Source organism: Rugosimonospora acidiphila (genome assembly GCF_039543385.1).
GTDB classification, from domain to species: domain Bacteria; phylum Actinomycetota; class Actinomycetes; order Mycobacteriales; family Micromonosporaceae; genus Rugosimonospora; species Rugosimonospora acidiphila.
Genome location: NZ_BAABJQ010000007.1, coordinates 49,743 through 70,132 on the forward strand (window position 1 = coordinate 49,743; position 20,390 = coordinate 70,132).

Annotated in this window: 15 protein-coding genes; 9 read left to right on the top strand and 6 right to left on the bottom strand. The window is 73.0% G+C overall.

Annotation, left to right across the window (positions count from 1 at the left end; genetic code table 11):
• Positions 1-45 precede the first annotated feature (45 nt).
• From ABEA87_RS14235 to ABEA87_RS14245, 3 genes are all read left to right on the top strand, one after another.
• A complete protein-coding gene (locus tag ABEA87_RS14235) occupies positions 46-6,360 on the top strand; it encodes a WXG100-like domain-containing protein (protein WP_345629699.1) in 6,315 nt (2,104 codons plus the stop codon).
• A gap of 106 nt (positions 6,361-6,466) precedes the next feature.
• Positions 6,467-6,967 (top strand): TY-Chap domain-containing protein, encoded by a 501-nt coding sequence (locus tag ABEA87_RS14240; protein WP_345629701.1) that lies wholly within the window; start codon positions 6,467-6,469, stop codon positions 6,965-6,967.
• Positions 6,968-6,986: 19 nt separating this feature from the next.
• Positions 6,987-7,526 carry a DUF6301 family protein gene (locus ABEA87_RS14245; protein WP_345629703.1) on the top strand — a complete coding sequence of 180 codons (540 nt, stop codon included), beginning with the start codon at positions 6,987-6,989 and terminating at the stop codon, positions 7,524-7,526.
• A gap of 90 nt (positions 7,527-7,616) precedes the next feature.
• On the opposite strand, the gene ABEA87_RS14250 is transcribed toward ABEA87_RS14245, so the two are convergent.
• Both ABEA87_RS14250 and ABEA87_RS14255 read right to left on the bottom strand, forming a co-directional pair.
• Positions 7,617-8,243: a hypothetical protein gene (locus ABEA87_RS14250; protein ID WP_345629705.1), complete on the bottom strand. Its 627-nt coding sequence runs from the start codon at positions 8,241-8,243 to the stop codon at positions 7,617-7,619.
• A 27-nt stretch (positions 8,244-8,270) separates the two neighbouring features.
• Positions 8,271-9,953: a right-handed parallel beta-helix repeat-containing protein gene (locus tag ABEA87_RS14255; RefSeq protein ID WP_345629707.1), complete on the bottom strand. Its 1,683-nt coding sequence runs from the start codon at positions 9,951-9,953 to the stop codon at positions 8,271-8,273.
• A gap of 138 nt (positions 9,954-10,091) precedes the next feature.
• Between ABEA87_RS14255 and ABEA87_RS14260 the strand changes: the two genes are divergently transcribed.
• From ABEA87_RS14260 to ABEA87_RS14270, 3 genes are read left to right on the top strand one after another with little or no spacing between them, the layout of a single operon-like run.
• Positions 10,092-10,532 carry a YwqJ-related putative deaminase gene (locus ABEA87_RS14260; protein ID WP_345629709.1) on the top strand — a complete coding sequence of 147 codons (441 nt, stop codon included), beginning with the start codon at positions 10,092-10,094 and terminating at the stop codon, positions 10,530-10,532.
• Complete coding sequence (locus tag ABEA87_RS14265; protein ID WP_345629712.1) at positions 10,529-11,026, top strand: SUKH-3 domain-containing protein; 498 nt, start codon at positions 10,529-10,531, stop codon at positions 11,024-11,026. Before ABEA87_RS14260 ends, ABEA87_RS14265 begins: the two co-directional genes overlap by 4 nt.
• Complete coding sequence (locus tag ABEA87_RS14270) at positions 11,017-11,928, top strand: SseB family protein (protein ID WP_345629714.1); 912 nt, start codon at positions 11,017-11,019, stop codon at positions 11,926-11,928. The genes ABEA87_RS14265 and ABEA87_RS14270 overlap by 10 nt, the downstream gene beginning before the upstream one ends.
• Here the strand turns inward: ABEA87_RS14270 and ABEA87_RS14275 are convergent, their stop codons facing one another.
• Complete coding sequence (locus tag ABEA87_RS14275; protein WP_345629716.1) at positions 11,929-13,161, bottom strand: hypothetical protein; 1,233 nt, start codon at positions 13,159-13,161, stop codon at positions 11,929-11,931.
• Positions 13,158-14,399: a type VII secretion protein EccE gene (locus ABEA87_RS14280; RefSeq protein WP_345629718.1), complete on the bottom strand. Its 1,242-nt coding sequence runs from the start codon at positions 14,397-14,399 to the stop codon at positions 13,158-13,160. Before ABEA87_RS14280 ends, ABEA87_RS14275 begins: the two co-directional genes overlap by 4 nt.
• 337 nt (positions 14,400-14,736) lie before the next feature.
• Here ABEA87_RS14280 and ABEA87_RS14285 point away from each other — a divergent pair, with 337 nt between their 5' ends.
• Positions 14,737-15,021, top strand: a complete 285-nt coding sequence (locus ABEA87_RS14285; RefSeq protein WP_345629719.1) for a hypothetical protein — start codon at positions 14,737-14,739, stop codon at positions 15,019-15,021.
• A gap of 89 nt (positions 15,022-15,110) precedes the next feature.
• Here the strand turns inward: ABEA87_RS14285 and ABEA87_RS14290 are convergent, their stop codons facing one another.
• Entirely contained in the window at positions 15,111-16,025 is a 915-nt protein-coding gene (locus tag ABEA87_RS14290) for an FtsK/SpoIIIE domain-containing protein (RefSeq protein ID WP_345629721.1), read from the bottom strand.
• Positions 16,026-16,209: 184 nt separating this feature from the next.
• On the opposite strand from ABEA87_RS14290, the gene ABEA87_RS14295 reads away from it, so the two are divergent.
• Positions 16,210-17,124, top strand: coding sequence for a phosphotransferase (locus tag ABEA87_RS14295; protein WP_345629723.1), 915 nt, complete (start codon positions 16,210-16,212; stop codon positions 17,122-17,124).
• A gap of 668 nt (positions 17,125-17,792) precedes the next feature.
• Positions 17,793-19,556 carry a dihydroxyacetone kinase family protein gene (locus tag ABEA87_RS14300; protein WP_345629725.1) on the top strand — a complete coding sequence of 588 codons (1,764 nt, stop codon included), beginning with the start codon at positions 17,793-17,795 and terminating at the stop codon, positions 19,554-19,556.
• Positions 19,557-19,763: 207 nt separating this feature from the next.
• Here ABEA87_RS14300 and ABEA87_RS14305 read toward each other — a convergent pair whose 3' ends face one another.
• The gene (locus tag ABEA87_RS14305) at positions 19,764-20,372 is read right to left on the bottom strand and encodes a TetR/AcrR family transcriptional regulator (protein WP_345629727.1); all 609 of its coding nucleotides are present in this window, start codon (positions 20,370-20,372) and stop codon (positions 19,764-19,766) included.
• Between the last annotated feature and the right edge of the window lie 18 nt (positions 20,373-20,390).

Sequence of the window (20,390 nt, forward strand, 5' to 3'; positions counted from 1 at the left end):
CGCCGCGCGACGACCCAGTCCAGTCGCCGCGGGGGGCCGGTCGGCATGGCCATTGATCGACCAGACCTGACTCCGTTCGGCTGGCTCTTCGAGGCGATCTGCATCGTCGGCGGCGGGTCCGCGTGGCCCGACGGGGACGAGGACGTGCTCCGTGACCTGGCCAATGCCTGGGGCGATCTGGCCAACCTGCTCAACACCGGGCTGGCCGACGCCGACAACGCCGCCGTACGGGTGCTCACGGCGTGGGGTGGCGAGGCGGGTCAGGCGTTCAACGACTACTGGAACGCACTCGCGATCCGGCCGGACAGCGGCCTGCCGCAGATCATCGACGCGGCACAGAACTTCAGCGACGCCATTGACGACGCCGCGATGCAGATCGAGTACGCCAAGCTCATCCTCACCATCACGCTGCTCGTCACGGTCATCACGGTCGCCATCTGCCAGATGCTGGCGGCGATCACCTTCGGCGGGTCCGAGGGGGCTGCCGCGGCCGAGGTGGCGGCTGCCCGCACGGTGGCCGGCCAGGTATTCCAGCGGCTGCTGGCCTGGATCGGCAGGAGCGTGGTCCGCAAGGTCATCGCCAAGTTCGCCGTCAAGTTCGTGGTCCACGAGGTACAGCAGGTCGTGGTGCAGGTCGGGTCGGACTACCTGGCCCAGGAGATCCAGATCCACGAAGGTACCCGCAAGAGCCTCGACACCGATTCGCTGAAGAACAGCCTCGTGTCCGCCGGCATCACGGGCGCGCTCACCTTCCCGGCCAGCATGGTCAACCTGAAGCTGCCCAAAACCTGGCAGACCATGGGCACCAAGATTCTCATCCACTCGGTGTCCAACGCCATCGCCATGCCGGCCTCCCAGGTGCTGGCCACGGGCCTGACCACCCACGACTGGAGCTGGGACAACCTCACCGAGGGCATGAGCCTGAGCACCTTCCTGGACGCGGCCGCGATGGGCGGCGGGATGGCCGGCATCGGCATCGCGACGGAGCACGCGAAGAGCCGCTCGACGCCCGTGGTGGAGGAGTTCGCCCCGGCGGCCGGCGACAAGGCCACGCTCGGGCCCACCACGACCGACGCCCCAGACGTGACCAGGACTCCGGACGTGACCAGCAGCCCGGACCTGACGGGCAGCCCGGACGTGACGGGCAGCCCGGAGCTGGCGCCGGACCTGACGGGTTCCCCGACCGAGAGGTCGACCGGGTCGCCGGACACGACCACCGCCGGCACCGACGGCGCGGCCGGCGAGCAGGGAAGCGGGGGCGCTCCGGTCGTCACGGTCACCACGCAGGAGGGTGGCTCGGGCAGCTACACCACGGCCAACGAGCCCACCACCACGAGCACCGCGGGTGCCGGTACGACCGGCGGCTCCACGAGGGCGGACACCTCGGGGGCGGGTACGGGCGGCGGGGCTCGGTCCGGGGCGCAGTCCGGGATGGGCGACAGCGCGACCCGCGCCGGTGCCGGGGACGGTACGGCCCAGTCCGCTCGGGCGTCCGCGGCCGACGACGGGCGGTCGATCGCGCCCGAGACGGACGAGCCGACCGGCGGCTCCGTGAGCGCACCGGCCGCGGGTACGGGCGTCGACGCCGGCCGGGGCGGCGTCGAGGCGGCCACGGACGGGTCCGCCGCGACCGAGAGCGCGGCGCCCGGCGACCGGACGGCGCAGTCGGCCCCGGCGCCCGCCGACCGTGCCGCGGTGCCCGCCGACGGCAGGACCGCGCCGGTCGACGGGCAGGCGGTGCCGGCCAACGGCAGGGCGGCGTCCGCAGACGGCGCCGCAGTGCCGGTCGAAGGCAGGGCGCTGTCGGCCGACGGCAGGGCGGCGTCGGTCGACGGCAGGGCGGCGTCGGTCGACGGCAGGGCTTTGCCAACCGACGGCCGGGCTGTGCCGGTCGAGGGTGAGGCGGCACCGGCGGACGGTGGCGCCGCATCCGCCGGTGGTCGTGGAGTGGCGGCTGACGCGAGCAGGGAAGCCTCCGCGCCGGGCGACCGGGCGGGCGACCCCACCAGGTCCGGTGTCCCGGCCAGCGACCGGACGGTGGACCGCCCAGCCGACGGAGCCAGGACGGATCAGCGCGCCCCCGCCTCGACCAGAACGGACTCGCCCCGGCCGGGCGACACGGGGCCGAACTCGTCGCGCCCCGCCGACTCGCGCCCCGCCGATTCCAGGCCCGCCGATTCCAGGCCTGGTGAATCCAGGCCCGGCGACACCAGGCCCGGCGACACCAGGTCGGCCGACTCCCGGTCGGGCGACAAACGGGCCGGAGGAGACAGGTCGGACTCGAAGAAGGCCGACGCGGGCCAGGTCGTGGCCGCCGCGGTGCCGCTCGTGGCGGAGCGCTCCGGCGAACTCGCGCTCGCGGGCGCCGGTTCGGGTGATCGTACCGGCCCACCGGAGCGACTGGGCGGGGCCGGCGACGGTACGACGGCGACTCACGACGGTACGGCCGCGACGCGCTCCGACGCCGGGCCGCCCGACCAGCGCACGCCGACCGGCGAGGGGCGCGACGGCGGCGGAGGCAACGGTGGCGAGGGCGGCGGTGGCGGGGGCGGCGACGAGGGCCCGCCGCCCGTCTCCGGTGAGCACCCGGGCAACGGCCTGCCCGCCCGGCCGTCGAGTACCGAGACCGCGGCCGGTACCCGCAGTTACGAGGGTCCGCCCCAGCGGTTCGAGGGGGATCCGGCCAGCGACGAGGCGAAGCGGGCGGTCACCGCGTCCTCGCGGACGTTCGCGGATTCGGTGCGCGACCGGATGAACGAGGAGGAGCTGGGGACCAAGAACCGGGTACGCGTGTCGGGCGCCATGCTCTCCGACGAGGACGGCGCGAACACCATCCGTACCCACTCCAGCATGCGCCCCATCCGGACCAGCGACGGCAGCGAACCGGTGCAGCCGCGGGTACATCCGGAGGTGCAGCGGGTTCTCGATCGGATCAAGGCGGACGCGGAGGGCGACCCGAACAACGGAATCGGCCAGAACCACGGCAAGTGCGTGGAGGTCGCGCTCATCTCCGACCGCCTCGGGGATCTGCAACGGCAGTGGGAGGAGGCCGGCAGCCCGGGCGACTTCGCCGACTACGCCCGGGAGCACCTCGACGGCAGCCTGATGTCGACGCACTGGGTCGGCGACTCGAAGTACCAGGAGCACGGCGACTACGCGCCGCCCTGCCGCAGCTGCGACCCGCTGCTGAGGGACTTCGGGGTGACGCCGGTGGATCCGCGCGACGGGACCGGGCCGCTCGGCCACGACCCGAACGGGCCGGGCGGCACGGACGACGGCCCGCCGCCCCCACTCGGATCGCAGGACCCGCACGGCCCCGGGGGAGGCGGCCGGCCGGAGCAACCCGCACCACCCGGCGACCTCGGCTCGATCGGGCACGGCGTACCCCTGGAGGACACCCGGGCGTACGGCGCGGAACTGGCCCCGCCGCACCCCCAGGACCAGGAGATCCTGGAAGCGCTGATACCCCGGGATCGCCACGGGTGGCCACAACTGCACCCCGACCCCCGTCGGGGCGACTGGGCCGGGCGGGTCAACGACGGCGGCCCGAAGGTGGCGGGGCGCTCGAACAACTGCGTCGACGTGTCCCTGTCGTTCCTGTCCAGCTGGTACGGGGACCCGACGGTGGCGGCGTCGCTGGTCGACGCGAACGTCAACGGCGAGGCTCGTGGCGCCTCCCGGATTACGGGCTGGATCCAGTCGAGCTGGGATTACCATGGCACCGATCCGGCCGGGCTCGACGAGGTGGCGGCGCGCCTGAGGCAGGCGGGTCCGGGATCCTCCGCCGTGGTGGTGGTGGAGTGGGAGTCGCGGGACACCGGCCACGCGTTCAACGCCGTCAACGTCGACGGCACGATCGTCTGGGTCGACGCGCAGGTCGATGTCGTGACCGATGCCGGACCGATCCACGGCTCGGACGTCTCCGGTGTCTGGTCGATCGTCCTGGACTCCGACGCCAACGTGTTCACCCCGGATGCGGTACCGGAGGAGTCGGCGCCGGCCCACGGGCTGCTGGACCTGAGCCTCCCGGTCGACGACGGTGCGACGGACGCGACGCTGGAGTTCACGCTCACGCCGGAGGACTCCCCGACCCTACCGAGGGCCCCCGATGCCCTGCCGACGTTGCGGTACGACGACCACGCACCGACCACCGATTCCGTGTGGGACGGGCAGCGGCCGTACAGCGAAGGCGACCGGGGCCCCTCGATACCGGCGCAGCGCGAGCCCTCCGCGGCCGAGCGGCTTGCGCCCGACGGACGGCACGCCGTGCCAGACGAGTACCTTCCTCGGCATCAACGCCCGCTGACGGATGACGGCTCGCGGCTGGAGCGCTCGCCCTGGGACGCCCGCGACCCGGCAGATCAGCGTGCTCCCTTCGACGACCGCGCCGCGTTTGATCGGCAGGGTCCGTTTGATCAACGGGGTCCGGTGGATGACCGCGGCCCGTATGACGATCGCGGTCTGCTGGATCGGCGGGGGCTCGCGCCGGATCGTGGCACGTTCGATCAGCGTGGTCCGGTCGATGATCGGGGTCCGTTCGAGGATCGCGCCGCGTTTGATCGGCAGGGTCCGTTCGATCAGCGAGGTCCGTTTGATCAGCGGGGTCCGGTGGATGACCGCGGCCCGTATGACGATCGCGGTCCGTTGGATCGGCGGGGGCTCGCGCCGGATCGTGGCACGTTCGATCAGCGTGGTCTGTTGGATGATCGGGGTCCGTTCGAGGATCGCGCCGCGTTTGATCGGCAGGGTCCGTTTGACCAGCGAGGTCCGTTCGATCAGCGAGGTCCGTTTGATCAGCGGGGTCCGGTGGATGACCGCGGCCCGTATGACGATCGCGGTCCGCTGGATCGGCGGGGGCTCGCGCCGGACCGTGGCACGTTCGATCAGCGTGGTCTGTTGGATGACCGTGGCCCGTCGGATGACCGTGGTCCGTTCGACGATCGGAGTGGGTTCGATCAGCGCGGGCCGGTCGATGACCGGGGCAGATTCGATGACCGGGGCAGATTCGATGACCGCGGGTTCGATGATCGTGGCTCGGGGGGTCGGCACGTCAGGACGGACGGGCCGCCGTTGCCGGGGCGGGAGTACGGCGGCCTGCCGCCGGAGGCGCCCGGTGGGGATCAGGAGCCGGCCGTCCAGGCCGGTGAGCTGCCCGGGTCGCAGCCAGACGCGGCGACGTGGACCGAGGCCGACCTGACCCTTACCAGCGATATGACGCCCCGGTACAGCGATCCGATGTGGCAGGACGCCCAGGGCGGGTACCACTACCCCGGTGATCGGCTGGACACCTATCGGCTCCTGGATGGACGGCTCAGGGGGCCGCATGGCGGGTTCGTCGACGATCCCCGCCCCAGCGACCTGGTCGACATCGACGTCCGGGCGGAGCTGGGACCGGCCAGCGAGCACGTGCTGTCCACGGACCCGGACTCGCTGCGGGGCGATGCGGCCGAGGGGGTACGGCGCGCGTCGCAGGCGTGGCACGAGGCCGATGACCGCCTGCGGGTCAGTGCGGCCACACGTGACGGACTCATCGACGATGTGAACACGTTCATCGCGCAGAACGCGGAGGGCGACCGGCCGCCACGGGTGTTCACCGCCGGCGACTTCAACAAGTTGAATCTCAAGGACACCATCCGAAGACTGAGAGACACGTACGACGTCGATCCCCAGGTGATCCGCGAGCTGGAGACGGCGTCGAGGGCGGCGACGCGCGCGCACGGCGACCGCACCCGGGCGACCAACGAGGCCGGCATGCACGCGGGCGTGGATTTCCTCCGGTCGATGCTGGCGGGGGAGGGCGACGAGGCGGGCCGGGTACAGGTCTTCGGCGATCCGACGGGCAAGTCCCGGGCCGGCGAGTTGGACATCGTCGGTCTGCGGTGGGACCCGGACCGGCCGGACCAGGCCCAGTTGACGATCGTCGAGGCCAAGGGCGGGGACGAGGGCAAGCTCGGTACGCGCATCGTCCTCGACGCGGGAAGGGTGCAGCAGGGCAGCGCGCCATACCTCGGGCATTTTCTCGGGGCTGACGAAATCCTGCGACAGCTGTACCGGGAAAACCCCGGTCTGGTCGAGGCGGTTCGTAGCGGTGCGGTATGGCTGACCTACTTCAAGGTCAAGCAGGAGATCGTGCCGCGCCTGCCCGGCGTCGGGCCCGACGGCCAGCCCGTGGTACCGATGCCCGAGCGGCTCATCGCCGAGGTACGGCAGTTCCTCTTCACCCGCCCGGACAACCAACTGGACCCGTCCCGGGTGCACTTTCCCGGCGACCCGGAGCCCGGAGCCGAGCCGCACCCGGCCGCGGACCAGGATGCGGCCGCCGAGTCAGGCATGACCGATCGGGAGCACGGGCAGCCGTGACGGGCGCGGTCGGCGGCGGCGCCGGTCGGAGTGCCGGACAAGCACCATGGGCTTCGATAGGGTGGGCGCGTGACCGAGCGCCGGCCGGCGCGGAAGGGGACCTTCGATGAGGGAAGGCGACGCCATCGGCGACGAGGCTGTGGTCGGCGACGAATGGGAGCGGTTCGGCGACGCGCTGGTCGACGAGGTGGCGCGGCTGCCCGTCGAAGCGATCATGGTCCTCACCGAGCGCGGACAACCGCGCCATTTCGTGCAGTTCGTGCAGACCGGCGACCACCTGAGGGCCGAGGCGACCGGGTCCGTCGGCGGGCCGGCCGAGCCCGCGCCGGTGCGCGAGCGACGGCTGCTGGAGGCGGTGGGCTGGCGGGAGCCGCCCCCCGGCGATGCCACCCCGGCGTGGCTGTACCGGCTGCCGTGGCCAGCGACCACGGAGGAGTACCGGCGGCTGACCGACGCCGCGGTGACCGCGCTGCGCGACGTGCAGGAGGTCGCCAGGCCGTCGGATCTGAGCTACCGCTCATGGGAGCGCGGCCGCCAACGTCGGGCGCTGGGGTTACCTGGACTCGAGCCGGAGCAGGGCTACGAGCCACAGGAGGGGTCTTCATGAGCTTCGATGAGGTGGGCGAGTGACCGAGAGCCGGCCGGTACCCGCGGGTGTGGGCGGGTGGCGCACGCTGAGCGCGGAGCAACTCCGCGCGCTGGCCCGGCGCATGATCGAGGTGGAGCCGCTGCTGCGCCGCGCCGACCAGGCGCAGATCCTGGACCGGCTGGGGTGGCGGCGCTGCGACCAGCAGGGCCCCAGCGACTATGTCGTGGACGCGGACTCCGGGCTGGGGCTGCAGGACCGGTCGGCCGAACTGTGGCTGGACGACGACGACCCGAGCCAGATCGTCACGGTCGTCGCGTTCCTGTGCGACAGCCAGCGTGGTGAGTGGTCCGCCTTCGACGCCTTCCGGCGGGACGTGTTCGCGGTGGCCAGCCGGGCACTGACCGAGGAGTTCGGCCCGCCCACCGAGACGGAGCCGGGCGAGGCACCCGAGGTGCGCTGGCGCCTGGGCACGCCGATCCTCCGGCTGTCGGACGCCCTCGCCACCGTGGTCCTGAAGCTGGAACGCGCCAGCGACTACGACGAGAACGTGGCGCTGTCGCGCGACGAGTCGGCCTGAACGATCGCGGCCGACCGCGCCACCGTTCGCGGACCCGTGGTGTGGGCGTCCAGCCCCGTGAAGCCGGCGTCCAGCCCGTCGTGTCGGCGTTCAGCCGCGCGGTGCCGGGGATGGCACCGGCGGCAGCAGGTCGGGGCGGTACAGCCGGACCCAGTCGCCGATCGGGCCGGTGATCCAGTTGCGGTCGATGACGACCAGGCGCACCGCGAGCGGCTCCAACTCCCGTCCGGACGGCTGCCACGCGGGCCCCTGCCCGCGCTGCCGCTCCGCCTCCGAACGGGTCAGGTGCTCCGCCCGGCCCAGCAGGCCCGGGCCGGTGTTCGCGGCCACAAAGGCGGCCATCGAGCCCGCCGCGGCCGCGCGGCCCACCCCGTAGGGCGCCAGCACGGACCGCCCCCGCTGGGCCACCACCGCGATCCGCTCGACGTCCGACCACCGCATCCGGGTGACGCCGCCGTTACGGCGTAGCAGTTCGACCCCGTACTCGGACAGGCGTACCACCTGCGACCAGCTCCGGTACCGGCTCAGGGCGACCAGTGCGGCGACGACCGCGACCGGGAGCACGACCGACACGACCGGGCCGCCGATCACGTAGCCCACGGCCCCGCCCACGAACAGGATCAGGATGTCCGTCACCAGCCACGGGCGCAGCACCGTCTGCCAGGTCTGCGCCCAGGCGGGTCGAAACACCTCCGGCCGACCGTCCCGCATCGTCATGCCGCCCACCCTTCGCGGCCGGCAGGATCAGCCGGCCCCGGTCACCGTATCGACGTCAGACTTCTCGATGATCCTCAACTCGTCGAGACTGGGTCGACGCCCGAGCACCCGCAGGCGCTGCGCCTGTGCCTTGCGAACGCCCTCGAACAGCTTGCGCGCCTCCCGGGCATTGCCGAAGTTCGCGTCCCGCTCAATGGTGTCGAAGTGTAGCAGCAGGGCGGCCTCCACCTGCGTCCCTAACACGTAGTCGTCCTCCGAACACATGCGCCGCACGATGAGTACCAGCTCCGGCGGGCTGTAGTTCTCGAACACGATCGTCTTGGAGAACCGGGACGCCAGGCCGGGGTTGGTGGACAGAAACTCGTCCATCTCGTTCGTGTACCCGGCCGCGATCACCGCTATCTCGTGGCGGTGATCCTCCATCAGCTTCACCAGCGTGTCGATCGACTCCTGGCCGAAGTCGCCGCCGGAGCCCATCGAGCGCGACAGCGTGTACGCCTCGTCGATGAACAGCACGCCGCCGCGGGCCTCCTCGAACGCGGCGGACGTCTTCTCCGCGGTGTGGCCCAGGTACTGGCCGACCAGGTCCCTGCGGGAGACCTCCTTGAAGGCGCCCTTGGGCAGCACGCCGAGCGCGGCCAGCAGCTTGCCGTACAGCCGGGCGACCGTGGTCTTCCCGGTGCCGGGCGCGCCGGCGAAGATGAGGTGGTGGCTCAGCCCGCCGACCGACAGGCCGGCGCTGCGCCGCCACTCGTTGACCTGGATCTCGTCGATCAGCCCGCGTACCTCGCCCTTCACCCCGGTCAGCCCGACCATCGAGTCGAGCTCGGCGAGCAGCGCCTCCACCACCTCCGCGTCGCCGCCGGTGGCCGGCTCGGTGTCGCCGCCGCCCAGCTTGAGCGCGGGCGCGTCCGGGCGCGCGGCGATCACGGTCGGCGTGGCGCCCTCGGCGATGTCCATCCCCGGCACGCCGGTGTTCTCCACCCGGCACTCCTCGACGGAACCGGCGCAGCCGCGCGCGAACGACAGGCCGGAGCCCTGCGTGTCGTGGATCCAGCAGCGCCGGATCGTCGGCGAGCTCTGGTGGGCCACCGCGATGCCCACGTCCCCGGTCTGGGTGACCTCGCAGCCCTCGATGGTCGGGCGGCCGAACTGGTAGACGTAGACGCCGCGCCGGCCGCAGCCCTGGATCGTGGAGGCGGTGATGACCGGGGCGGCGCCGATGCGCACGATGATGCCGTCCTCGGCCACGTCGGTGATCCGACAGTCCTCGACGGTACCGGGCGCGTCCTCCATCACGATGCCGTACTGCGCGCCGGCGATCGTGCATTTGCGCAGTTCGACGCGGCCACCGGTGACGTCGACGCCGGGTCCGAAGTGGGCCGCCAGGTCGCATCCGGTCAACGACAGGTGGGTGCCGCGCGCGGTGACGACCGGCGCGTCCCCGGAGCGCAGGGTGAACCCCTCGATCACGAGCGCCGCGTCGCGGCAGCTGACCGTGGGATGGGGCATCCTCGCCGAGTCCAGCGTGACCGAGCCGCCGGACTCGGCCGCGACCAGGCGTACCCGCTTGTTGGTGAGGTAGATGGCTTCGAAATAGGTACCGGGCGCCACCGCGATCACCGAGTCGTCGGTGGCGGCGGCGAGGGCGTCGCCGATGGTGGCGTAGGCGCCGCGCTGTGCGGGCGAGACGAGGAGGGTGCGGTTCATAGCTCCTGGCTGGGTCGAAAGGGGCGGATGGGCGTCGGGTGTGTCGCCGATTCCCGATTATCGCAGTCGATCGGGCGCAGCAGGATGGTCGTCGATGCCCTTTCGGCGTCCGTCGCGGATAAGGTGTCAGGCACGAGCGTGGATGTCAGCGAAGGCGATGTCGGTGGGGAAGGCATGGCGACAAGTCAGACACGAGGTACCCGGCGGCTGCCGCTGACCGCGGGCGCGCTGCTGGTCAACGGGGCCGTGTACCAGCACACGTCGGCGCGCGGCGACGGGCCGCCGGAACTGCACCCGCTGGTGCGGCGCTTCCTCCACGAACTACCCACCGAGCTGCGCGAGCGCTACGCGGGGTGGTGCGCGGAGACGGTACTGGTCTCCGACCGGCTCTACGCCGCCCAGCGTGCGGCCGGCGGTACCCTGGCCGCCAACGCGGCCCGCGCCGAGCTGTGGGGGGCGCAGCTGTCGCTGTGCTGGATCCGTGAGCCCGGAGACCCGGCGCACGGCCAGCCCGCGCGTCCGTGCCGTAGCTGCGCGGCCCTGTTGGAGTGGTTCGGTATCGAGGTGGTGGAGCAGTGACCGCGCCGGGCGATCGATTTCCGCCGGACGTGGCGCGGGTCCTGGCCGGCGCCGGCTGGGTGCCCGATCGGGGCGACCCGGTGCGCGCCCGCTCCTGGGCGCTGGCCCTGGCCGCCCACGCCTCGCCCGACGGGCGCCAGCACGCGGTGGTCGATCCCGCGATGCGCGCCTTCACCGAGTTCGGTGGCCTGGCGGTGCGGCAGGAGGGCGCGGGCGAGCAGGTCGCCCGGTCCAGCTTCGTGCTGGACCCGATGCGCGGCCTGCACAGCGTGGCGGTGCTCGCCGAGCTGGGCGAGCTGGTGGGTGCCAGGATGACCCCGCTGGGCGAGGAGGGCGACGGCACCGGCCTGCTGGCGATCGACGAGCGGGGCCGGGTGTTTCTCGTCGACCACACCGCGGACTGGCATCTGGGCGACACCCTCGACGAGGCGCTGTCCATCCTGGTGCGGGGCCAGCTGCCGCGACGGGTGCGGGACGACGGCGGATGGGCGTGACCCGGCCCGGGGCGCCGGTACCGGTGGGCGACTGGCGGCCGGTCACCGAGGCCGAGGTGGCCATGGCGGCCGCGGTGGACGCCGGGGACCGGGAGGCCTACCTGCGCGCCCTGGCCGGCGCCGCGCTGGTGCTGCCGGTGAGCGCCGACGCGGCGGCCGGCCGGGCGCCGGTCACCTGGGCCACCAGCGTCGCGCACGGCACCACGTACGTGGTCGCCTTCACCTCCGTGCCCGCGCTGCCGCCGGGCGCCCCGGCCGTGGTCCGGCGCAGTCCGCTGTTCGATGTGGCACGGGACATCGGGCAGCGGCAATGGGGCCTGGCCGTCGACCCGGGGCTGCCGATCCAGGGATTCCTGAGCCCGGACGCGGTGGCCGAGCTGCCCGGGCGGGAGCCGGACTGGGCGCCGGTGGACGCGGCGCTGCGCGCGGCCGTGAAGGCGGACGACCGGCGGGCGTACCTGGCCGCGCTGCTGACCGCGAGGCTCGTGCTGCCACTGCCCGCCGAGGGCGAGGCCGGCACCGGCCCGCAGGCCGAGCCGCCGCAGGAGCCGCCGGCGCCGCCCGGCGGGTACTGGACCGCGGTGCGCACCGACCCGCCCGCGCCGGTCAGCCACGACCCGACCGACCCAGACTTCCCCTGGTGGCTCGCGGAGCGGACGGACGGGGTGCGGGTGATCCTGGCCTTCACCTCGCCGGCCCGGATGCAGGCCGAACTCGGCGACCGTGAGTGGGTCGAGCCCAGCTTCGTCGAGCTGGTCGCGGCCTGGCCCGACTGGGGGTACGGGCTGCGGCTCAACCCGGGCACGCAGGCCGGCGTGGAGCTGCCCGGGGAGGCGCTGCGCCGCATCCACGAGACGTTCGCCGACGCCGCGCGGGATCGGGACGGGGCAGCGTCCGGCTGATCAGCGGTGCGGGGCGCCGTTGTACTGGCGCTCGATGGCGGTCGGTGAGAGCCACACGTACCGGTCGGCCTCGCCGTCCAACAGCGCCAGCATGTCCTCGCCCAGCCCCTGCAGCAGCCGCGCGCTCTGCTCGGGCAGACCCAACGCCGGTACCGCCACGGACGCCTCCGGGGCGGCGAGCCGTTGCATGATGAGCAGGTGGCAGTCCTGCAACGCGCGCGCGTTGTCGGCGCCCAACTGCCGCAGCACGACCATCTGGGTCTGCCACGGGCGCGGTTCCGGCAGCGGGGTGGCGCCGTACGACCCGGTGTCGTGGACGATGAGGGCCGGCTGCTCCGCGGTCGCCGGTACGACCGGCGGGCGGGGGTCGTTCCACAGCGCGACCCGGTCGGAGCGGCCCGTCGCGAGTTCGCCGAAGCCCTGCCAGGCCCCGGGGTCGGTGGTGATCAGGACGACCCGGGCGCCGAGCGCGAGCGCGCGGAAGGCGAGCAGCCGCTGTGCCCACACCCCGCCGACCAGGGTCACCTTGGTCGGCTCCGGCCGGAAGAACCGGACCAGGATCGGCCGGCGGTCCTGGTCGACGCCGAGGATGAGGCCGGTGCCCGACGACGCGCCGTTGAGCTGGGACAGCGCCTCGATGCTGACCAGGTGCCAGCCGGCGTGCAGCGGGGTGAGCCGGCGCGACAGCGCCCCCCGCCGGCCCTCGCGCGGGCCGTGCTGGCTCTGCTCGGCGGTGCCCGACGGCCGCGGGCCCTCGGAACCGGCGGTGGCCGGCGGCGCCGCCATCGCACCGGTTGCGGCGGCGGCCTCGGCCGCGGGAGTGGCGGCCGCGGCCACGGTGGCGGCGGTGCCGGCGGTGGCTGCCGTCCAGGGCTGTGCCAGCGGGGCGGGCAGCTTCTGCTGCCAGGGCTGCACCAGGGCCGGGACGGCGAAGGCCGGCTCGATCGCGGCCGGGCGCTGGGCCGGGATCTGGGGTACGGCTGGGGGTGTCACCTGCGCCGGCGACGCCGGCCCGGTCCAGGGCTGCGCCGCCACGCCGGGGTACGCCGCGGGTGCCGCCGGGGCCGGTGCGGCAGGCCCCGGGTAGGCGGCGGCCGCCGAGGCCCCGATGACCGGCGGGCGGGGCCACTGCGCCGGGGTGCCCGGACCCGGTGGTCCCGGCTCGGGCTGCCACGGATCCGGCCGCTCGTCGGGTTGGTGCTCCGACTGGTGTCCGGGCTGGGCGTCGCTCACGTCGCGCCTCCTCCGGTCGGAGCCGAGGCGTAAACGGCCGGCCCCTGCTCGCCGTCGAGCCGGAACAGCTCGGCGTTGACCGCCCGGGCGCCGTGCACCAGCGTTTCGCACACGCGCTCCAGCCCGTCCGCCGGAGCAGCCACCCGGACCAGGCAGCGCATCGCGAGCTGGTCGCCGTCGCGGGTCAGCGCCAGGGACACGGTCGTCGACGCGGGCGGTGTCGTGGACAGGTCGCCCAACATGGTCGCGGCGTCGGCCATCCGCGGCCACTGGCGCAGCCAGAACGACGCGTGCGCGGCCCGGGTCGAGTGCCACGCGGTCCACTCCTCGCGCGGCGGCTGCGCCACCCCGCCAGGGTCGAGGTCGCACGCGCGGATGAGTGCGTCGATCAGCTCGTCGGCGGGCAGGATCCGGTGCGCCAGGCCCGATTCGCGCAGCGACCGGCTCACCCTGCGGACGAGGCCAGCCACGAGCGCGGGTGCGTGCTGCGCGTCGTACCCGTCGGCGACGCCGGCCTCGGCCCGACAGCGCGCGTCCAGCCGTACCGCGACCCAGGTGGTGCGGTCGGCCGGCACCGGGCCGGCGAGGTGCTGCAACTCCTGGTACGAGTGGGCAGCCAGGGGCCGGCCGTCGATGCCGGGGTCGGGCGCCGGAACCGAGTGAGTGACCACCTGCAGCACGGTGCCGGGCTGCTCCGCGTCGTTCAGCGTGCGCACCAGGGTATCCAGCGGTACGCCCGGCCCGCCGTCCCCGCGCACGCTCGCGGCTGCCCCGATGGCGATCACCCCGTACCAGCCGGCCGCATCGCAGACGATCCCGGTCTGCGCACCACCGTTCGGCCCGACGTCGGTCGCGGTCAGGCCGGCGGAGAGCCAGTTCAGCGCCGCGAGCCGGGAATCCGGCTCCGCGACGTCGGCGGCGGCCCGGCGGCGCCGGAACTGACGGCCGACCGTCAGGCGCTCGAACCACCAACGCCCGTTGTGGCGTAGGGTCGCGGCGACTACCAGCGCGCCGCCGACCGCCGCGACGATCCCGGCCACCACGAAATTGCTGGTCAGTGCCCCCAGAATGCCTAATGCGACGGCCTCCACCAGGAGCAACTGCACCACGTGGACGGCGCCCAGATAGCCGGGCCGGCGCCTGAGCCTGGGTTCGGGAACGGGTGCCGGATCGGCGTTGGGCGCGGGTGCGGCCTTCGGGTTGGCGGTGCGCGGCACGCGCGGGGGCGCTTGCGTCATCCGATCGGCACTTCCATCGGTTCGTCCGCTCCCACCATTTCGCGATTCTGAGAAGAGCAGCTTACTGGCCCGCACCGTCTGCCGCCGGCCGTTGTCCGGCACTACCCAGAGTAGATCCTTCGCGCAGCGGCGAACAGGGGCGCCGACAAGTGCGGACCCGCGAGGAAGGCGCTTTGTAATGTCCGCGTCGAAGGGATGACGAGGGTCAGGGGAGCATCGACGGCAAGTGGAGTTGGGCCTGTCCGGCGGTGTCGGGTGACTATTAGGCTGCGACGGTGGAACGCACCTACTTTCCATCGGTCGGCCGGGTGCTCATCCGCGTGGCCTCGGTGGCGGGATGACGAACCGGATGGCGCGCCGGATCGGCCTGCTGGTCGCCGCGCTCACCGTGCCGGTGCTGGCGCCCGTGGCGACGCCCGCCTCCGCGGCGGCCTCGTGTAGCCCGCCCGCGACGGCACGGCTCACCCAGCGGTCCTGGGCGCAGAACCGGCTGGACGTCGAGCGGGTCTGGCCGCTGACCACCGGGCAGGGTCAGCAGGTGGCGGTCGTGGACACCGGTGTGGACGCGAACCACGGCGCGGCGCTCGGGTCGCGCTGCTCGGTCTGGTGGCGCGGGCGCTGATTCCGCTGGGTCGGCGCCGCGGGTGGCGCTCGGCGCTGCGCGACACCCGCTGAGAATCCGGTCTCCCGCCCATCCCGGCCGGTGCGGGCTCAGACCGCCTTGGCGGTCTGCACCAGCCGGGTACCGTGCCGGCGGTGGTGCAACCGACCCCGGCCCGGTACCAGCCGGATCGGGGCGACGTCACCGACCAGCAGACCCTCCTGAGGGCTGCCGGACAGCACGATGCCGGGAGTGCCCAGATCACGCAGGCGTTGCAGGATCGGCTCGTACATGGCCCGGCCGGCCCCGCCGCTGGCCCGCGCCAGTTGGACTTGCCCGACTCGGTGTCGCCGAAGATGAGGAAGTGCGGATCCTGGGCGAAGTCGAGGGTCGCCGGGCTCAGGTCCTCTCCGGACAGTCCGATCGCCAGCCCCGCCTCGGCCGGCGCGACCGCCTCCAACTCGGCCAGCGGCAGCACCTCGGGCAGCAGCCGAACCGGCGGGGCCGGCGCTCCCGACTCCCGGCCAGGTGCTGGCCACCGAGTCGACCAGCGCCCGCACACCGTCGGTCAGATCGTCCACGGTGGACTTGTCGTCGAGGCGCGGCAGCGCGGCGAGGAAGTGCAGGTTGTCCTTGATGATGCCGCGACCCGGAACGCCGGCCGGCACGTTCGCCGCGGCATGCCGGCTGACCTCGGACTCGAACGGGTCACCGAGGCGCAGCTCGTACCGGCTGCCGAGGGTGTCCCGCAGCGCCGGGCGCACCTCTGCCCATCGGTTCGCCGTCAGCACCACGTGAATGCCGTAGGACAGGCCGCGCACGGCGAGATTGGTGATGCCCTGCTCCAGTGGCTCGAACTCGCCGCGCAGGATGCCCCAGCCGTCCACCACCAGGAACACGTCGCCGTACGGGTCCTCGTCGGGTCGGGCCCGGCGGTACGCCGCGATCGAGTCGATGCCTCGCTCGGCGAAATCCTTTTCCCGCTGGGTCAGCAGCGCGGTCAGCTCGGCGACGATACGCCGCACCGAGTGGTCTGCGCCATCAGCCGAGCCGTCAGGTGCTGTTCGTCGAGGCCGACGGCGACCTCGTCCGGGACTGCGCGGGCCGACCAGTACGCTCCATCGCATGTCTCGCTTGTTGGCGGCGGTCGAAGCCGTCCGCGAAGCGTGGGCCGATTAGATGCCCGGTCTGGAAGCCGTGGAGTCGCGGGTGCCCGGGTGGCTCGGGTTGGTCGCCGGCGGCCGGGTCGCGGTCGGTGGTGACAAGCTGCGGCACTGGGGAATCAGCGAGACGTGGCGCATCCGGTGGGCGGCCGGACCGACGACGATCGTTAAGCGCTGCGCCGGCGAGGAGGCCCTGACGCTCGATGTCTACGAGGAGCTGTTGATCCCCTGCCGGATATCCGCGCCGCGGCTCCTTGCGGCACATCGGGGTGACGGCTTCGTCGTACTCATGTTTGAGGACCTGGGACGGGTCTCGTTGGCGGACCAACCATCCATCGACGGCTTCATCGCGTCGGCGCGGATGCTCGCACGGCTACGGCACAACGCGCAGGGTCGCGTCGCTACCGTCGACCGCTTCCGGTTCGCGACGGCCGAGATCACCGACGCGTGGGCACGGGCAACCACCGGGCTCACCGCCGTACGGCCGGACCTCGTCAACACACTGCGCCGTTGCGAACCGTTGCTCGCGCCGAATCTCCGCAGGCTGGCGGAGACGGTCCCGGACACGATCGTCCACGGCGACTTCGAGTCGAAGAATATCGTGCTGACGGACACCGGCCCAGGTGCGATCGATTGGGCGACCGGGCGGGTCGGCGCCCACCTCGGTGATCTCTACAGCCTGATTCGCGACGCCGGCCTGGTCGGCGAGCCGCCGGACGGAATAGTCGCTGGGTACGCCGACGAGTGCGCCCTGATCGGCACGCCGGTGACGGATCTGGAGTGGCAGCTCGCGCTCGGCGGGCTCGTGTGGACGCTCCGGGCGCTGCGCTGGGTACTGGAGGAGGGCATCCACGTCGTACCCGCGGCGATCACGTGGCTCGACGAGCTTGTCCAGCGCGCCGGCAACGTCACCGATAACCTGGCGAGGCTCTCCGGTACGGCAGCTCCGCTCGATGCCTGAGCGCGCAACCGTGCGGTCCCGCGAGGTGAGACCCGGCAGGTCGACCAGGCGTTGGCCTGGTCGCACACCGGTGGTGCCGCCGCACGTCGCCCACTGGTCCTGCGGCTACCGCCGTGGTCGCCGCTCATTGGTCGTCGGCTGGCGCCGCTCCTGAGGCCGCTCGCCGCTGTTCGGCAGATCGGCCGGATCAGCCTCGAACGGAGTCCGTAAGCGTCGCATGACCTCGTCATCGACCTGCGGCCGATGGGGGGCGGTCACGTCGGAGTCGAGTCCGTCCAGGAACGGACTGCCAGCATCGGATCCGGTGGCATTCATCAAGCAGCACTCCCCGTACCTCGGAATGAAATGGGAATCAGTCTCCATGACAATACGAGACAGGGGCGACACTTTTTCCCGCGCCTCACGTACGCCCAGGTTAAACCTCTGGTAGACCGTCACGGTCCGGGCTGGGCCCGGCCGGTGTACGCGTGTCCGGAGTCGGGGTCGATGGCGCGGCGCGCGGTGTGCTCGCGGCACCATCGCGTACCGGTCGCGATGGCCGGAGCGCCGCGTCGCGTTGGCCCCGCACCACCTGGGGCACGCTGCGCTGAACGCCCGGGTGAGGAGCCCCTAGGATCAGAATCCTGGCCCGGCGCGGCCGGTTCCGGCGGTAGGAGGGTACAGCGACAATGACGAACATCTCCAATGGCGCCACCGAATTCGCCGGGGACATGCTTTCCGGGTACAGCTCGGCCTACTCGCGCTATCTCAGTCTGGTCCCTGGCGCGGGAGTGGTCCGGCGCACCGTCGACGCGCGCGCCACCACCCGCCTGGTGTTGGGCGGCGGCAGTGGGCACTTCCCGTGGACGGCCGGGTTCGTCGGCGCCGGGCTCGCCGACGGTGCGGCGCTGGGTGACGTGTTCACCTCGCCGTCCGCCGAGCAGATCTACCGGGTGGCCAAGGCCCTGCCACCTGCCGGAGGCGTGCTGTTCTGCTACGGCAACTACGCCGGGGACGTGCTGCACTTCGACATGGCGCAGGCGCGGCTGCGCGGCGAGGGAGTGGACTGCCGCGGTGTCGTGGTCACCGACGACGTCGCGTCGGCCGCCGCCGACAACTCTGCCGCCCGCCGCGGCATCGCCGGGAGCCTCGCGGTGTTCAAGGTTGCCGGTGCGGCGGTCGCCCGCGGCGACGGCATCGACGACGTCGAGCGGATCGCCCGGCTGGCCAACGCCCGCACCCGCAGCCTCGGCGTGGCGTTCGCCGGTTGCACGCTTCCCGGCGCCGCCGAGCCGCTGTTCCGGGTCGAGCCCGGCTCGATCGCCATCGGGTTGGGCATCCACGGTGAGCCGGGGATCCGTACCGTGCCGTCGATGCCGGCCCGGGAGCTGGCCGCCCTCCTCGTGGGGGCGCTGCTTCCCGAGGCGCCGGCGGGCAACTCCGGCCGGGTCACGGCGATTCTCAACGGCCTGGGCGCCACCTCTCACGAGGAGCTGTACGTGCTGTGGGGCGGGATCGCCCGGCTGCTCGGCGACGCCGGGATCGAGGTCGTCATGCCGGAGGTCGGTGAGCTGGCCACCAGCCTGGACATGGCGGGCTGTTCGTTGACGCTCAGCTGGCTAGACGACGAGCTGGCGGAGTTGTGGGCCGCGCCGGCCGACACCCCGTCGTTCCGGCGCGCCGCGGGGCAGGTACCGGTGGCCGACGGCAAGCAGCTGGCCGTCGCCGTTCCGAAGGCCGAGGTGGCGGACAGCCGGGATGTGAACGGCCGGGATGCGGGCGGCCGGTTGGTGGAGCAGGGTGACGGCGGGGCCGGCCCGGAAGTCGACCTCGCCAGGGTCGCACTGGCGGCGATGCTTGCCGCGGTCAGCAAGGCGGAGCCGGAGCTGGGGCGGCTCGACGCTGTCGCCGGGGACGGTGACCATGGCAGCGGCATGGCCCGCGGCCTGCGTGCCGCCGTCGACACCGCCGGACTGGGTCACCGTGACCTGTCCTCGTTGCTGCGCGCGGCGGGCCTCGCCTGGTCGGACAAGGGCGGCGGCACCAGCGGTGCGCTGTGGGGCGTGCTGCTCGGCGGGGTCGCCGACGGGTTGGCCGACGACGGGCAGGGATACTCTGCCTCGCGCGTTGTGGCGGCGGTGAGTCTCGGTCGCGACCGGGTGGTCGAGGCCGGCCACGCGTCGGTCGGCGACAAGACCATGCTCGACGCGCTCGTCCCGTTCGTCGACGTGCTGCGCACCGCGGTCGAGTCGGGTGCGCCGCTGAGCGCGGCGTGGAGCGGCGCGGCCCAGGTCGCGACCGAGGCCGCCGCGGCGACCGCCGACCTGCGCCCGCGTGTGGGCCGGGCGCGCCCGCTGGCCGAACGCAGCCTCGGTTCGCCGGACCCGGGCGCGGTGTCGCTGGCGCTGTGCCTGACCGCGGCCGGATCCGTGCTCGCCGCGCCGCCGGCCTAGGCTCCCAGCGGCACGGCGTCCGAGGGCACAGCGCCCCACGAGGTGGGGGTTCGGCTCGGGCTGGTCCTGTCCGGGTTCTGGTCGAGCTTCCGGCGGCATGCGGCCCGACACCGGCTGGCTGCCACCCGAACTGCTCGAGCCCACCGGCGTACCGACCGCCCGGTCTCGGCTGGGCCGCATCGATGCTCTGTGTGGCGACGAATGAAATCAGCGACCACCTGTGCCGGGGGTGTCGTCGCCGAAGGCCGCCGCGAGCGCCTTCGCGATCAAGTCGGGTAGGTCGGTGCGCCCGTCGTCCTTTGCCCATCGCACCAGCGCGGTGTGCATGGCGGCCAGGCAGGCGCTGGCCGCCGCCGCGGCCTGGAAGGCCGCGTCCGGATCGACGGCCTCGTCCCCGAGTCCGTCCACGATCGCTTGTTGAAGCACGTAGTGGTTGTCCAGGTGCCGGGCACGCAGGGCGGGCGTCGAGATCATCAGCCGTAGGCGGGCCAGCAGGAACCGGTCGTCGCCGTCGGTCAGCGTCCGCGCCGAGTCGACCAGCGCGCTGCCGATGCGGCGCACCAGGGGTTGCCCGGCCGGCGTCGCGGCGATCCGGTCGGCGACCAGCGGGCCGTTCTGATCGACCAGGACCAGGTCCTCCTTCGTCGGGAAGTGCCGGTACACGGTCATCGGCGACACGCCCGCGGCCTCGGCGACGTCGTTCACGGTCGTGCCGTCGTACCCGTGCTCGACGAACAATCGCACCGCGTGCGCCTGGATCATGCGCTGCGTCTCGGCCCGTCGTTGCTCCCGCAGTGTTGAGTGCCGCTCGCTCATGTGGTAGACACTACCGCA

Excerpts from the sequence above, each read along its gene's own strand:
- ABEA87_RS14235 (WP_345629699.1), top strand. The coding sequence starts at position 46 with ATGGCCATTGATCGACCAGACCTGACTCCGTTCGGCTGGCTCTTCGAG.
- ABEA87_RS14300 (WP_345629725.1), top strand. The coding sequence starts at position 17,793 with ATGACGAACATCTCCAATGGCGCCACCGAATTCGCCGGGGACATGCTT.
- ABEA87_RS14240 (WP_345629701.1), top strand. The coding sequence starts at position 6,467 with ATGAGGGAAGGCGACGCCATCGGCGACGAGGCTGTGGTCGGCGACGAA.
- ABEA87_RS14285 (WP_345629719.1), top strand. The coding sequence starts at position 14,737 with ATGACGAACCGGATGGCGCGCCGGATCGGCCTGCTGGTCGCCGCGCTC.
- ABEA87_RS14280 (WP_345629718.1), bottom strand. The coding sequence starts at position 14,399 with ATGACGCAAGCGCCCCCGCGCGTGCCGCGCACCGCCAACCCGAAGGCC.
- ABEA87_RS14305 (WP_345629727.1), bottom strand. The coding sequence starts at position 20,372 with ATGAGCGAGCGGCACTCAACACTGCGGGAGCAACGACGGGCCGAGACG.
- ABEA87_RS14270 (WP_345629714.1), top strand. The coding sequence starts at position 11,017 with ATGGGCGTGACCCGGCCCGGGGCGCCGGTACCGGTGGGCGACTGGCGG.
- ABEA87_RS14250 (WP_345629705.1), bottom strand. The coding sequence starts at position 8,243 with ATGACGATGCGGGACGGTCGGCCGGAGGTGTTTCGACCCGCCTGGGCG.
- ABEA87_RS14255 (WP_345629707.1), bottom strand. The coding sequence starts at position 9,953 with ATGAACCGCACCCTCCTCGTCTCGCCCGCACAGCGCGGCGCCTACGCC.